We start from the raw sequence: 14237 nt of genomic DNA on the forward strand, positions 1-14237 counted from the left end.
AAAGCCGCCGACGCCGCCCCAGAGAAAGGCCGGGACGCGCCCGTGACTTCCACGACGATCGCCATCGGTACCATCACGACACTCGTCAGCCTCGTGTGCTGGGCGATCTTCTTCCAGGGTGTTGGACGGATGGTCCGCACGATCAGCCGCGGACAGAAGATCGATTCCTCCCGGATCTTCCCGATCCTGCCGCGAATCAAGACGGTGATCGTCGAGTTCGCCGCACACACCCGAATGGCGAAGTTCCGGACCGTCGGCTGGGCGCACTGGCTGGTGATGGTGGGCTTCCTGCTCGGCTTCATCTTCGTCTTCGAGGCCTACGGTCAGGCCTTCGATCCGCACTTCCACTGGCCGGTGATCGGCAACTGGAAGATCTACGGCCTGGCCGAGGAGATCCTCGGATGGGGGACCGTGATCGGCGGTGTCGCGCTCTTGATCATCCGCCAGCTCAATCATCCGCGGGTTCCCGAACGACTGTCCCGCTTCTCGGGCTCCAACTTCCGGGCTGCCTACTTCGTGGAAGCCGTCGTGATCATCGAGGGCCTGGGCATGCTCGGCGTCAAGCTGCTCCAGATCGCGTCCGGACTGAAAGAGAGCCCGGTCTGGGCCTCCCCGACGCTGCACTACCTCGCGATGCCGTTCGAGGGCGCACCGGAATGGACCGTCTCGGCGATGGCCGTCGTCAAACTGCTGTCGGCGATGATCTGGCTGGCCGTGGTCGGCCGCAACATCAACTGGGGCGTCGCCTGGCACCGCTTCGCGGCCTTCGTCAACATCTACTTCAAGCGTGAGGCCGACGGCGGAGTCGCCCTGGGCGCACTCAAGCCGATGATGAGCCAGGGCAAGGTCCTCGACATGGAGACCGCCGACCCCGACGTCGACGCGTTCGGCGCCGGCAAGATCGAGGACTTCTCCTGGAAGGGCTGGCTCGACTTCACCACCTGTACCGAGTGCGGTCGTTGCCAGAGCCAGTGCCCGGCATGGAACACCGGTAAACCGCTGTCGCCGAAGCTGCTGATCATGTCGCTGCGTGACCACGGCTACGCCAAGGCGCCCTATCTGTTGGCCGGCGGCAAGCAGGACATGGCCGGCGACGAGGTCGGGCTGGTGGACGCCGACGGCAATGTCGACGAGGCGAAGCTCAACGCGATCCCCGAGTCGGCTCGCGCGGAAGCCGCCCGCAAGCTGGTCGGCGAGAGCAAGGGCGCAACCGGCGGCGGAAACGGCATCGAGGCCGCTGACGGCGAGTTCGATCCCGAGGCCTTGGGTGCCGTCATCGACACCGAGACACTGTGGAGCTGCACCACCTGCGGCGCGTGCGTGGAGCAGTGCCCGGTCGACATCGAGCACGTCGACCACATCCTGGACATGCGTCGTTATCAGGTGCTGATCGAGTCGGACTTCCCGACCGAGCTCGCCGGCATGTTCAAGAACCTGGAGAACAAGGGCAACCCGTGGGGCCAGAACGCCTCGGCACGCACCAACTGGATCTCCGAGATGGACATCGAGATCCCCGTGTTCGGGCAGGACGTGGAGAGCTTCGAGGGCTTCGAGTACCTGTTCTGGGTCGGTTGCGCAGGCGCCTACGAGGACCGCGCGAAGAAGACCACCAAGGCCGTCGCCGAGCTGCTTGACGTCGCGGCCGTGAACTTCCTCGTGCTCGGCGAAGGCGAGACCTGTACGGGCGACTCCGCACGCCGCGCGGGCAACGAGTTCCTGTTCCAGATGCTCGCCCAGCAGAACATCGAGATGCTCGGCGAGGTGTTCGCCACCGCGCCGCAGCAGCGCAAGAAGATCGTCGTCACGTGTGCGCACTGCTTCAACGCGCTGGGCAACGAATACCCGCAGCTCGGTGCGAAGTACGAGGTCGTGCACCACACGCAGCTGCTCAACAAACTGGTCCGGGAGAAGCGCCTGGTGCCCGTCGCCCCGCTCGGCGAGGGCGTCACCTACCACGACCCGTGCTACCTGGGCCGCCACAACAAGGTCTACGACGCCCCGCGTGAGCTGATGGCCGCGTCCGGGTCGAATCTCACCGAGATGCCGCGGCACGGCGAGCGGTCCATGTGCTGTGGTGCCGGTGGCGCCCGGATGTGGATGGAAGAGCAGATCGGTAAGCGCATCAACATCGACCGGGTCGATGAAGCGCTCGATACGTTGGGTAAACCCAACGGGGATGCGCCGCAGAAGGTGGCCACCGGCTGCCCGTTCTGCCGCGTGATGCTCACCGACGGCGTGACCGCACGCACGGCGAACACCGAGCAAGAGGGCAAGATCGAGGTCGTCGACGTGGCCCAGCTGCTGCTGGAGTCGGTCAAGCGCGGCGCCCCCGAGGTCAAGCGCGGCGGACGGTACCTCGGTCCCGCTTCTATCCAGACCGCCGAGCCGGAACCCGCCGCCGAGGAGAAGGAGCCGGAGCCGGCCGCAGCAACCGCGGCTGCGGCGACCGCCACGGCCACCGAGGCGAAGCCGAAGCCGAAGGTCGGTCTGGGCATGAAGGGCGGCAAGAAGCCCGGCGGCACGGCCAAGACCGAGGCACCGGCGGCGTCCACGCCGGCAGAATCTGCCGCACCGGCCGAGAAGAAGCCTGCCGCCAAGGGATTCGGCATGGGCAGCAAGGCGAAGAAGCCGGGTGCGACCAAGGCCGACGCCGGATCTGCTGCCCCCGCCCCGGCCGAGGCCGAGTCGTCGGCGGCCGTCGAGGAGACGGCCACGCAGACCAAGCCTGCGGCAAAGGGATTCGGCATGGGCAAGGCGAAGCGGCCGGGTGCCGCCAAGCCGAATGCCGCGGCGCCCGCCGCCGGCGTCGACGCACCTGCGGAGAGCAAGGTCACCGAGGCCGAGTCCGCGCCGGATGCGGCGCCGACCGCCGATACCGAAGCAGCGACCGGCGGCTCGGCCACCGAAGCAAAAGCAGGCAAGGCCAAGGGCTTCGGTATGGCCGCGGGCAAGAAGCGACCGGGCGGTGCAACCAAGCCGGCTGCCGCCGCAGCACCCGCGCCGAGCCGGCCCGCAGCGGCCGACGAGGCCGAGACGCCCGCAGCAGAGCCGGCCTCGACTCCGAGTACTCCTGCGGCAGCAACCGCGACCGAGGCAAAAGCCGGTAAGGCCAAGGGCTTCGGCATGGCCGCGGGCAAGAAGCGACCGGGCGGTATCGGCTCATCGGCGAAGCCGGCGGCGGCCGAACCCGAGCCCGCGGAAGCGGCCGAGGCGCAGGCCGACGAGGCAGAGGCCGTCGAGGCAGAGGCCGTCGAGGCAGAGGCTGTCGAGAAAGAGACGGCCGGCACCGTCGAATCCGCACCGGAGGAGACGGCGACCGTCGCGTCCACCGAGTCCACCCCCGGCAAGGCCAAGGGATTCGGCATGGCCGCAGGCAAGAAGCGACCCGGTGGCATCGGCAAGGCAGCGCCGAAGGCTGCTGCCGCTCCCGCGCCGACGCCGAGCGAGCCCGAAGCCGCACCCGCGGCGGACGAGTCGGCAGTCGACGAGTCGGTAGTGGACGAGTCGCCTGCCGAGGAGTCAGCAGTCGACGAGTCAGCTGCCGAGGCCCCCACTGCAGAGCCCGAAAGCAATGCTGACACCGAGGATTCCGCTCCGTCACCGAACGGGTCGTCGGCCAGGACGATCTCGGAGGCGGGCGCATCCAAGGCGAAGGGCTTCGGCATCGCCGCGGGCAAGAAGCGGCCCGGACACAAGTAGAAACGACTGATACCCGACAACACCACCTTGGTTTCGTACCAAGGTGGTGTTGTCGTTTCGGGCTGCTCATCGTCCCGCGAAAACCGGTTTGCGCTGTGCTGTCACAATTGAACTCGTGAGTAGACCGCATGTATCGCACCTGAACCAGAACCTCAAGCCACTCGAGCAGTCCCAGAAGCTGCAGAACGTGTGCTACGAGATCAGGGGTCCGGTGCACGCCCACGCGGCGCGGCTCGAATCCGAGGGCCACCGCATCCTCAAGCTCAACATCGGCAATCCCGCGCTCTTCGGCTTCGAGGCACCCGACGTGATCATGCGCGACATGATCCACGCCCTCCCCTACTCACAGGGCTATTCGGAGTCGGCCGGTGTGCTGTCGGCCCGGCGCGCGGTGGTCACCCGCTACGAACTCCTCCCCGACTTCCCGTACTTCGACGTCGACGACGTGATTCTCGGCAACGGTGTCTCCGAGCTGATCACGATGACCATGCAGGCATTGCTCAACGACGGCGACGAGGTGCTGATCCCGGCCCCCGACTACCCGCTGTGGACGGCGATGACCTCCCTGTCCGGTGGCCAGCCCGTCCACTACCGCTGCGACGAGGAGAACGGCTGGAACCCCGACGTCGAGGACATCGCCGCCAAGATCACCGATCGCACCAAGGCGATCGTCATCATCAATCCGAACAACCCGACGGGAGCGGTGTACTCCCGCGAGGTGCTCGAACAGCTCGTCGAGCTCGCGCGGCAGCACTCGTTGCTGATCATGGCCGACGAGATCTACGACAAGATCCTCTACGACGATGCCGAGCACATCAACGTCGCATCGCTGGCGCCGGACCTGCTGTGCCTGACGTTCAACGGCCTGTCGAAGGCCTACCGGGTCTGCGGATATCGCGCCGGCTGGTTGGTGCTGACCGGGCCGAAGGACCACGCGCGGGGATTCATCGAGGGCCTTGGCATCCTCGCGTCGACCCGCCTGTGCTCGAACGTGCCGGGGCAGCACGCGATCCAGGTCGCGCTCGGCGGTTATCAGAGCATCGAGGCGCTCGTCGCCCCCGGCGGACGTCTCTACGAGCAGCGCAACGTCACGTGGGAGAAGCTCAACCAGATTCCCGGCGTCAGTTGTGTGAAGCCTAAGGGCGCGCTTTACGCGTTCCCCCGTCTGGATCCGAATGTCCACGAGATCCACAACGACGAACTGTTCGTCCAGGACCTACTGCTGCAGGAGAAGATCCTGGTGGTGCAGGGCACCGGCTTCAACCTCACCGATCACAATCACTTCCGGATCGTCACCCTGCCGTGGTCGCGTGATCTGGACGAGGCGATCGATCGTATCGGCAACTTCTTGTCCGCGTACCGCCAGTGATCCGGTAGCCCGTCCGAGATCGAGGGTCCGAGATCGGCGGTCAGAGATCGATGGTCAGACTGTCGTCCGCAGCCCGGGACACACACGGCAGCATGAAGCCCTGCTGTCGTTCGTGATCGGTCAGCACCGAATCGGCGTGCTCCACCTCGCCGTCGAGTACACGCACCTTGCAGGTGCCGCAGAACCCTTGTCGGCAGGAGTACGTCGCGGCCGGTGCGGCACGCAACAACGCCGTCAACATCGATTCGTCGTGTGCCACCGTCAGGGTGTTCCGGCCGGCGATGCTCACCTCGAACTCGCGGCCGGCCGGGGTCGGTAGTCCGAAACGCTCGAAATGGACCTCGGCACAGTGCTCCGCGGTGCGGAGCGCGGCGAGAAGACCGTCGGTGAGCGATGGTGGACCACAGAAGTACACCGCTGCGTCGTCGCCGATGGCCTCGATGAGCCCCGTTGCGGTGGGGATACCTGCCACGTCGTCGGTGCGGATGTCGATCCGGTTGCGGCCCTCCGGGTTCAGGCCGGCGAGTCGCTCGAGGTAGGCGAGCGAGTCGGTGCTGCGGCCCAAGTAGGTCAATGACCACGGCACGCCGAACGCCTCCGCGGTCTCGATCATCGGCAGGATCGGGGTGATCCCGATGCCGCCGGCGATGAAGTGGAGTCGTGCCGCCGCCGAACCGTGGCCGGGCATCGCAAGAGGAAAAGCGTTGAGCGGGTGGGTGATCCGGACGACATCCCCCACCTGGAGGTCGTGCACCTCGGCGGAACCGCCCGCCTCGGAGATGCGGCGGACGGCGATCCGGTACTCGCCGTCGTCGGCGGGTCGACCGCACAGTGAGTACTCACGAATCCGGCCGGACGGCAGGAGGATTCGGATGTGCGCACCCGGCGCCCAGGTCGGCAGAGGCGTGCCGCCCGCCGGTCGCAGCAGCAACTCGATGACGGTTGCGTCTGCGGAGACCGGTGTCCGAGCACTCACCTCGACGTCGACCGTGGTGCTCGCCTGCTCTCGGGTGTCGTATCGCAGGAACCGCTCCCACACCGGCATCCACGCGCCGAACAGCGCGCGGGTGGCCGCCATGGTGTAGTCGGCGCGCGGCCGACCGTAGAGCTGCGCGGGAACTCGAGTCGCGGATCGTCGATTCGCCATCACATCGCCATCCGCGATGCAGGCGACGCCGCGAGGTAGGCCACCGCCTGTGCGGTGGACCCGATGTCGGCGGGATCGTAGCCGCGGCGCAGGTAGGCGGCGAGTGATCCACCGAAGTGAGCGAACCCCGGCAGGTGTCCGGCGCGGGAGTCCGCATACCCCTGCCGCCACAGCGCCACCTCGGATGTCGGGGCGGACGGATCGTGATGGTTGATGAAATGGGTGCCGCGGACCAGCAGCGACATCAGCAACGGAAACGCTGCCGCCATCGCCCATACCCTGCGGAAGTAGCTGTCGCCGAAGTAGGTCGCGACGTCGTGGGCCACCGACCGGTGCTCGACTTCCTCGGCCCCATGCCAGCGGTACAGGTCGCAGAGTGCGGGCGCAGCCTCGGCCTCGTCCCAGCGGCTGTTGAGCGCGAAGTCCCCGAACACCGCTGTGAAATGCTCGACCGCGGCTATCACCCACAGCCGCGCGATCAATCGCCTGCGGCGACGACGACCGGACAGACCTGTCCGCGGCCCCAGCACCACCCGGAAAATCCACTCAACCTGGCGCTGGAACGGGGTCGCGTCGATGCCGTGATCGTGGAGATACCCCCACAACACCCCGTCGTGGACATTCGAGTGCATCGCTTCCTGGCCGATGAATCCACGCATCGCCTCGCGGAGCTCTTCGTCGTCGACGAGCGGCAGCGCCTCCTCGAACGCCTCCACGAACCACCGTTCACCCTCGGGGAGGATGAGATTGAGCGCGCTGATGAAGTTCGAGGCGACCGGATGGCCCGGAATCCATTGAAGTGGGATTCGGCGCAGGTCGAACCTGACATTGCGTGGACGAATCGCCACCGGGCCCGGATCACCGCCGGGAGCGTCGGGGGACATCGGTCGAGCCTCCTACTGGCATCGGCCGCCTGCCCCCGAATGGCGGACCGTCGATAGCGTTCAGTGAACATATATGTCGCACATGGCGCGCCGACCGTCGGTCGTCACGCCATGCCGCGCCACTGTGGCACGAATCCGTGTGCGACGCGAACCGCATCCTTTCTCCGATCGGCCTCTCCCAAGGTGGGACCGTGACCGTCGTACCGGTACCCGATCCTCTTCACCTGCGCGGACGCATCCGGCTCGCTCGAATGGCCCCGAGCACACACCAGACCGCAAGTGATCCAAATCACTGTACGTCCCGGAGCGCCCGCGCTGAAGAGGCAATTCCGAGGTCAGCCGACAGCGGCCTCGCTGCCTGCTCGACGGGCGACATCGCCCGAGTCCGCACGCACGACGTCGTAGACCGCCTTCACCACTCCGTTCGCGTAGGCCTCGTGCTCGACCAGTGACAACCGGTTCGTCGCCTCCGCCGGATCGTCGGCGAACAGCCGCTTTCCGGAACCGAGGACCACCGGGAAGACGAGGAGGTGATACCTGTCGACCAAACCGGCGGCGGCCAGGCCCTGGGCCAGGGTCGCACTGCCGTGGACGAGGATGGTGCCGCCGTCGCCTTCCTTGAGACGTGCGACGTCGTCGAGGGATCGCAACACCGAGGTGTTGTTCCAGTCGGGGTCGGTCAACGTCGACGACACCACGTACTTCGGCATCGCGTTGTACTCGGCGAACTCGTCCATCGAGGGCCACACGGGTGCGAACTCCTCGTAGCTCACGCGCCCGATGAGTAGCGCGCCGGCTTCCTGCTGTTCGCGGCCCTTGATCTCGTAGGCCTCCTCGACGAAGTCGATGTCGGTGAAGGTCCAGCCGGCGCGGGGGTGGTCGCCACCGCCGGGCGAGTCGATGACGCCGTCGAGGCTGATGAACTCGGTGACGATGAGGGTGCGCATGGTGCTCTCCTGTTCTCAGGGGACGGGACGGATGTCCTGCCTCTGACCATCCGTCGAATGGGCGAGAGCCAGATCGACAGGAGCGCTCGCGGATTCTGTGTCACCCCCGGGCGACCGCTCTCCCGGCGCGCCACGCAACAGGTAGGCGGCCGCGATGGCCGCCACGGCGGTGATGGCGACGGCGACCCACACCGCGCTGTGCAGCCCGTCGACGAACACCTCCTGAACGGCGACCAGCATCTGATCCCCCGCCACCGCAGGTGCGTTCCGGGCGACCTCGACCCCGGCCATCACCGACTCCTCGGCGAGGCCGGTGATCGACCGCGGAAGTCCGAGCGCCGACAGCCGGTCGACGACGCCGGCGGTGTAGACCGAGGTCAGCACCGAGCCGAGCACTGCGACACCGAGAGTGCCGCCGAGTTCGCGGGTGGTGTCGTTGACCGCGGAGCCCGCGCCGGCCTGTTCGGGCCGCAGCGCGTCCATGATGACCTGCGTGCACGGCCCGGAGATGAACGCCAGGCCCATGGCCATCAGTGACATCGCCCAGATGATCAGCTCCCAGTAGCCCGAGGTGCGCGACGACACCTCGACCACGCCGAAACCGGCGGACATGAACGCCGCGCCGGCCACCACCACCGGACGCGGACCGAACCGCTGCGACAACGTCATCGCGACCGGCGAGAACACCGCCATCACGATCGCGAAGGGCAGCGTCCGCAGGCCCGCCTCGAATGGGCTGTAGCCCTTGACCGCCTGGAAGTACTGCGTGATCAGGAAGATGAATCCGAACAGTGCGAAGAACGCGACGCTGATCATCGCGGCCGCGGTGGCGAAGTGTCGGTTGGCGAACAGCCGGATGTTGAGGATCGGGTGGTCGATGGTCAGCTCCCGCCACGCGAACAACCCCAAGGCGCCGACGGCCACGAGGAGCCCTGCGATCGTCCGCGGGTCGGCCCACCCGAAGTGCGGGCCCTCGATCACCGAATAGGTCAGCAGCCCGAGGCCGACGACCGAGAGCAGCAGACCGATGAGATCGAACCGGGCGACACGCTCCGGTCGGGTACCCGGGACCACCGCGACGATGGCGACGACGGCGATCGCCGCCACCGGCAGGTTCACCCAGAACACCGACGCCCACGAGAAGTTCTCCAGGAGCCAGCCACCCAGCACCGGACCGATGGCCACCGCGATGCCCGACGTCGCCGCCCAGACACCCACGGCCACAGCACGTTCCTTCGATTCGACGAAGACGGCCACGATGATGGCGAGAGTTGCCGGAAACACCAGGGCGGCGAACAGCCCGAGGCCGGCACGCGCTGCGATCAGCTGACCCAGCGTCTGCGACGACGCCGCCAACACGGACACCGCCGCAAAGCCGGCGATACCGGTCAACAGCATGCGCCGGTGCCCGAACCGGTCGCCGAGGTAACCACCGGTGAGCAGCAGACCCGCAAAGACCAGGGTGTAGGCGTCGACGATCCATTGCAGACCGGAGATCCCGGCATCCAGATCGCGCGCCAAGGTGGGCAGCGCCACGTTGACGATCGTGTTGTCGACCATCACCAGCAGTTCCGCGAAGCACAGGGCCGCCAGGGCCCACCAACGAGTCTTCATCTGCTTCTCCTCGAGGATTGTGGAACGTCGTCACACTTTTATAGGACAGTGTTCTACTCCAATAGAACGCCGTCCTAGTACAGTTGTCAACGTGCCGACCGTGAAGAATCCGCGAACACCCGCGACCGAGGTCCGGGCGAACCTGATCGCCGCAGCGCGGCAACTGCTGGAACGCGAGGGTTCTGACGCATTGACCGTGCGCGGGGTCGCCGCGGAGGCGGGAGTGGCACCGATGGGTGTCTACAACCATTTCGACGGCAAGGACGGTCTGCTGGATGCCGTGGTCACCGACGGTTTCCGCGAATTCGGAGCGCGGATTGCCGCCACCGATTCCGACGCGGCCGCCCGTCTGCTGTCCGCCGGACGCAACTATCGTGCTTTCGCCCTGGACCATCCGCGGCTGTACGAGTTGATGTTCTCGACGAAGTGCACGCCCGATGACGAGGTCGCCACCGGCGCATTCGGCGTCCTCGTCGACATCATCCGGTACGGCCAGGCCGCGAATCTGATCATGGCCGGCGATCCCGACAGCCTGGCCGCGCAGGTCTGGGCGTGCGTCCACGGAGCGATGAGTCTGGAACTCGCGGAGTCGCAGCCGCCCTTCCTCGACCCGGCGGAGAACTACGAACACCTCCTGCTGATGGTGGCGCGGGGAATCGCCGCGTGACGGTGTCGCGATCGCCATTTGCGAGAATGTCGCGGTGACCGAATACCGGATCGACGATCTGGCACGCGCCGCCGGAACCACCACCCGCAACGTCCGCGGATATCAGGACCGCGGGCTGCTGCCGAGGCCGCTGCGCCGGGGACGCATCGCGATCTACACCGACGCCCATCTCGCTCGACTCAAGGTCATCAACGACCTGCTCAAACGCGGCTTCACCATTCGCCACATCGGCGAGTTCCTGTCCGGCCTGCAGCGCGGAGAAAATCTCGCCAAGGTCCTCGGTCTCGAGGAGTTGGTGTCCGAGCCGTGGTCGACCGCGACGTCGACCACGATGTCGGCCCAGGATCTGCGGGATCTGCTCAACTCCGGCAACCCTGTCCACTACGAGCGTCTGGCGGAGTACGGGCTGATCGAACCCGACGACTCCGAGAACCCAGACCGGTACACGATCCTCGATCAGGAGACCGTCTCCGCGTACGGCCGCCTGGTGAAGCTCGGTCTTCCGTTGAGCGGCATCCTCGATGTGCACGGACGTCTCGACCACGAGATGGCCGCCGTCGCCGAGATCGTCATCTCCGCGGGGCGGCGCGCCGTCACCGAGGGCCACGACGACGGCTGGATACCGCAGACGACAGCGGAATCCGAATGGGCGACAGAGCTTCTCGGTGAGCTGCGGCGCGCCGGGTCGGTGTCCGCCCACAATGCCCTCGACCGCGCACTCGACCGCGACCTCGCGCGTCAGCTCAGCGAATACCTCGACCGCGCACGCGAATCCGCTGCCACCGATCCACCGGACGCACCCGCCGCCGGATAGACCCGGTGGGCCACAGCGTCATCGGCCGCGGCCAGTTGCTCAGAACGGCAGGACGATCGGCGGCAGCCCGGGGATCGGATTCGGGACGGTCCGCTGCTGCGGTGGACCCGGCGCCGGGGCGGGTGCCGGAGCGGGCGGGGGCGGCGGAGCCGGCGGTGGCGCCGGTGCGGGACCGGGCGGCCGGTTCTGCGGTCCGCGTCGTGCCGGCGGGCCGCCCGTCGTCGACTCGGGATTCGACGAGTAGGTCTCCGGCGGGGGTGGCGGCACATATTGTTCGGCGGGCCGTCGGGCCGCGGCGAGAGCTCGCCTGACGGCGACTCCGGGGTCGGCCGTGGTGGGGTCGGCCGGATCGGCGTCACCGCTGCCGGGATCGGCCGGTGCCGACGCCTCGCGACCGTCGTCGACGAACTCGGACAGACTGTCCGGGGTTTCCTCGCCACCGAACAGTGCGATGACGGCGGCAAAGACGACCGCGGCACCGACGCCGATGAGCGCGCAGACGGCGACGAGCCCCACCCCCGCCAATGGTCTCCGGAACGGCTTCCGAGAGCGGGGCGGGCGATCCGCCGCGAGCGATGCGATGGGGCCGGGCAGCGGGTCGTCGTTCGGGATCGGTGCGTCGTCGGGCCAGTCCTGCAACCGATCGACGCGCTCAACGGGTTGGGTGCGCTGCTCGACCGCCGCCGAGCCGACGGAGGTCCGCGCGACGGGTGCCCGCGTGGCGGTTTCGCCGCGCCGATCGGACGGCCGGCCTGCCGACCGGAAGGCCCCGGGCCCGTCCACCACCACCGGCACCTCCGCATCCCGGCGGAGCATCGTCGCCAGGCCGGGCCAGGCTTCATGGCCGGCGGTGAGCACGACCGAACTGATCTCCTCCGGCGCCGCGACCGCCGCCTCGTCGCACAACTGCGCGACCTGTGGCCAGATCGCCTCGGTCGCCTCCTCGAGATCGCTGCGCGTGACCCGGAAGAACGACACCCGGTCACGCCCCATCACGACGGCCGACTCGGCAGTCGCCAGCCGGGACCGGCCACGACCTGCGAGTTCCACGAGTTCTGCGGTCCATATCGCGGAGGTCGGCCGCTCCACCCGGCCGGTGCGGACGAGGTGTGTGGCGAGGAGATGATCGAGGTCGGCGGGGCGGATGCTCGACATCCGCTCGGCCACGACGGTCTCCGTCGACGGGTCGACCGTGGCTATCCGAATGCCGTCGGAGGCGAGGTCCACCAGGAGGAAGATGCGCTGCGGATCCACGCCGTCCGCGATCTGCCGTGCCGCGATGTCACCGAGTCGATCCGGAATGATGCGGCGCAGCGGATCGCCGATCGTGGCCGAGGTGCCGCGACCGACGGGCGTCGCATAATCTCTCATCGGATCTCATGCCCTGCCGTCTCGAGCATTTTCCGAACCCATGCCGGCTGGTTGCCGATCGTCCAAATGCCCAGCAAACCGGGCATCGATCAACCGACGTCTGCACGTCCGAGACTCCGAACGGTGACAGTCAGGTCGAACGTAACACGCCAGGACTCGCGATGTGGCGCGACGAACAGCGACTTCAGAATGGCAAAACGATCGGCGGAAGGCCCGGAATCGGATTGGGGATCACTCGTTGACGAGGCTGCTGGCGGGTTCGCGGCTGGCTCTGTTGACGAGTGGGTTCGTCCGCGGTGGTCGGCGGCGGCGGTGGCGGCGGTGGTGTGTAGCGCGCTGCCGGTAGGCCGGCCTCGACGACGTCGGCGGGATCGGCATAGGCCCGGGTGGGTGCGGGCGTGGTGGTCTCTGCCGCAACCGGCACCTCGGCTCGATCGGACGTCTCGTCGCCGGTGACGGCGAGCACACCCACGACGGCGAGTCCCACGATCACACAGGCGGCGCCAAGCGCGATGGCCGCACGAATGACGACGTGCCGGCGCTCGCGGATCGGGCCCTGGCGGACCGGCGTCTCGCGCGTCGGCGCGGTGGCGGGACTGTGGTCGGGGTCGAGTGCCCATTCCCGCGGGTTGTAGCCCGTCTGCACGACCGTCACCGGCCCGGTGTCGGCGATCGTCCGGGGCGACGGATCGTCCAGCGTGGTCGGCGCATCGAGCAGGTACGGCGCGAGCGGTTCGTACGGCGCGGCATAGGTGTCGGTCGTGTCCGATAGGGGGTAAACGTCGTCGCGCACGACGGCGATCGGATCGGTGGTCGGCGTGATCACCGCGTCCACCCACGCGACCGGAAAGTCCCCCGACTGGTTCGGCTGCGGGACCTGTTCGGGCACAGGCGTTTCGATGTGGACGGCGTCGACAACGGAACCGACGGGTACCGGGTCCGCCTGGGGCACCCCGGGTTCGGTCACCGCCACGGGTTCGGTCATCGCCTCGCCGACCGGCTCATGATGGCGTCGGGTTCGTTCGTCGACGATCCGGTCCGCCGCCACCGCGACGACGGGCAGCGTGACCGCATCGCCCAGCGTCTCCGACAGCCCCGGCCACCGGTGATGTCCCGAATCGAGCACGACCGAGGTGACCGGGTCCGCCGAGGCCGCAATCGCCTGATCACAGAGTCGGGTGATCTCGCCCCGTAACGGCGCGGTCGCCTCGTCGAGGTCGCGTTGCGCGATCCGGAAGAACCGTACGTTCTGCTGCCCCATGATGAAGGTGGCGTCCGACGATGCGAGTCGCGCGCGACCGCGGGACGCCAACTCCAGGAGTTCGCTCGTCCACTCGTCCGTGGCGGGTTCTTCCACGCGGCCGGTACGGACCAGATGGTCGGCGAGGAGTCGGTCGATCACGTCGGGACGAATGGTGGTGATGAGCCGTTCCCCGACGACGGCCTCGAGGCGCGGGTCGACGATGCCGATGCGGAGGCCCTCGACTCGGACGTCGATCAGGATGAACGGCAGATCAGCGGGTACGCCGACCGCGATCTGGCGTGCCGCGACGTCGCCGAGCAGGACCCGATCGATTGTTCGCGCATCGAGGTCGGTCGTGGCCTCGACCGACCGATCGCCATCCGTCGCGTCGTCTGTCATCCGATCCGGTGCCTTGCATCCATGAACGTTCCCCCGCGTCCGCCGCGCCGCTGAGCGCGCGCAGGCGTGCGGTCACGACACTA

General features: G+C 67.7%; 10 protein-coding genes. 4 read left to right on the forward strand and 6 right to left on the reverse strand.

Features of this window, described 5'->3' with window-relative positions:
• Nucleotides 1–42 precede the first annotated feature (42 nt).
• Together VZC37_RS13865 and VZC37_RS13870 are read left to right on the forward strand one after the other, a co-directional pair.
• Complete coding sequence (locus tag VZC37_RS13865) at nucleotides 43–3699, forward strand: (Fe-S)-binding protein (protein ID WP_330433172.1); 3657 nt, start codon at nucleotides 43–45, stop codon at nucleotides 3697–3699.
• A gap of 115 nt (nucleotides 3700–3814) precedes the next feature.
• Nucleotides 3815–5068, forward strand: a complete 1254-nt coding sequence (locus VZC37_RS13870) for a pyridoxal phosphate-dependent aminotransferase (RefSeq protein ID WP_330433173.1) — start codon at nucleotides 3815–3817, stop codon at nucleotides 5066–5068.
• 40 nt (nucleotides 5069–5108) lie between these two features.
• Here the strand turns inward: VZC37_RS13870 and VZC37_RS13875 are convergent, their stop codons facing one another.
• From VZC37_RS13875 to VZC37_RS13890, 4 genes are all read right to left on the reverse strand, one after another.
• Nucleotides 5109–6215, reverse strand: coding sequence for a PDR/VanB family oxidoreductase (locus VZC37_RS13875; protein ID WP_330433174.1), 1107 nt, complete (start codon nucleotides 6213–6215; stop codon nucleotides 5109–5111).
• On the reverse strand, nucleotides 6215–7099 hold the full coding sequence (locus VZC37_RS13880; protein ID WP_330433175.1) for a metal-dependent hydrolase: 885 nt from the start codon (nucleotides 7097–7099) through the stop codon (nucleotides 6215–6217). The genes VZC37_RS13875 and VZC37_RS13880 overlap by 1 nt, the downstream gene beginning before the upstream one ends.
• 335 nt (nucleotides 7100–7434) lie before the next feature.
• The gene (locus tag VZC37_RS13885) at nucleotides 7435–8046 is read right to left on the reverse strand and encodes a dihydrofolate reductase family protein (RefSeq protein WP_330433176.1); all 612 of its coding nucleotides are present in this window, start codon (nucleotides 8044–8046) and stop codon (nucleotides 7435–7437) included.
• Nucleotides 8047–8061: 15 nt separating this feature from the next.
• The gene (locus tag VZC37_RS13890) at nucleotides 8062–9660 is read right to left on the reverse strand and encodes an MFS transporter (protein ID WP_330433177.1); all 1599 of its coding nucleotides are present in this window, start codon (nucleotides 9658–9660) and stop codon (nucleotides 8062–8064) included.
• Between the two features lie 91 nt (nucleotides 9661–9751).
• Here VZC37_RS13890 and VZC37_RS13895 point away from each other — a divergent pair, with 91 nt between their 5' ends.
• Both VZC37_RS13895 and VZC37_RS13900 read left to right on the forward strand, forming a co-directional pair.
• Complete coding sequence (locus VZC37_RS13895; protein WP_330433178.1) at nucleotides 9752–10327, forward strand: TetR/AcrR family transcriptional regulator; 576 nt, start codon at nucleotides 9752–9754, stop codon at nucleotides 10325–10327.
• Nucleotides 10328–10361: 34 nt separating this feature from the next.
• Entirely contained in the window at nucleotides 10362–11141 is a 780-nt protein-coding gene (locus VZC37_RS13900; RefSeq protein ID WP_330433179.1) for a MerR family transcriptional regulator, read from the forward strand.
• A 39-nt stretch (nucleotides 11142–11180) separates the two neighbouring features.
• Here the strand turns inward: VZC37_RS13900 and VZC37_RS13905 are convergent, their stop codons facing one another.
• Together VZC37_RS13905 and VZC37_RS13910 are read right to left on the reverse strand one after the other, a co-directional pair.
• The gene (locus VZC37_RS13905) at nucleotides 11181–12512 is read right to left on the reverse strand and encodes a hypothetical protein (protein ID WP_330433180.1); all 1332 of its coding nucleotides are present in this window, start codon (nucleotides 12510–12512) and stop codon (nucleotides 11181–11183) included.
• A 184-nt stretch (nucleotides 12513–12696) separates the two neighbouring features.
• A complete protein-coding gene (locus VZC37_RS13910) occupies nucleotides 12697–14154 on the reverse strand; it encodes a hypothetical protein (RefSeq protein WP_330433181.1) in 1458 nt (485 codons plus the stop codon).
• Nucleotides 14155–14237 lie beyond the last annotated feature (83 nt).

This window comes from Gordonia sesuvii, from assembly GCF_036350415.1.
GTDB classification, from domain to species: domain Bacteria; phylum Actinomycetota; class Actinomycetes; order Mycobacteriales; family Mycobacteriaceae; genus Gordonia; species Gordonia sesuvii.

What these genes read in the sequence shown, in the direction of transcription:
- VZC37_RS13875 (WP_330433174.1), bottom strand. Translation starts at nt 6,215, where the DNA reads ATGGCGAATCGACGATCCGCGACTCGAGTTCCCGCGCAGCTCTACGGT.
- VZC37_RS13880 (WP_330433175.1), bottom strand. Translation starts at nt 7,099, where the DNA reads ATGTCCCCCGACGCTCCCGGCGGTGATCCGGGCCCGGTGGCGATTCGT.
- VZC37_RS13885 (WP_330433176.1), bottom strand. Translation starts at nt 8,046, where the DNA reads ATGCGCACCCTCATCGTCACCGAGTTCATCAGCCTCGACGGCGTCATC.
- VZC37_RS13890 (WP_330433177.1), bottom strand. Translation starts at nt 9,660, where the DNA reads ATGAAGACTCGTTGGTGGGCCCTGGCGGCCCTGTGCTTCGCGGAACTG.
- VZC37_RS13905 (WP_330433180.1), bottom strand. Translation starts at nt 12,512, where the DNA reads ATGAGAGATTATGCGACGCCCGTCGGTCGCGGCACCTCGGCCACGATC.
- VZC37_RS13910 (WP_330433181.1), bottom strand. Translation starts at nt 14,154, where the DNA reads ATGACAGACGACGCGACGGATGGCGATCGGTCGGTCGAGGCCACGACC.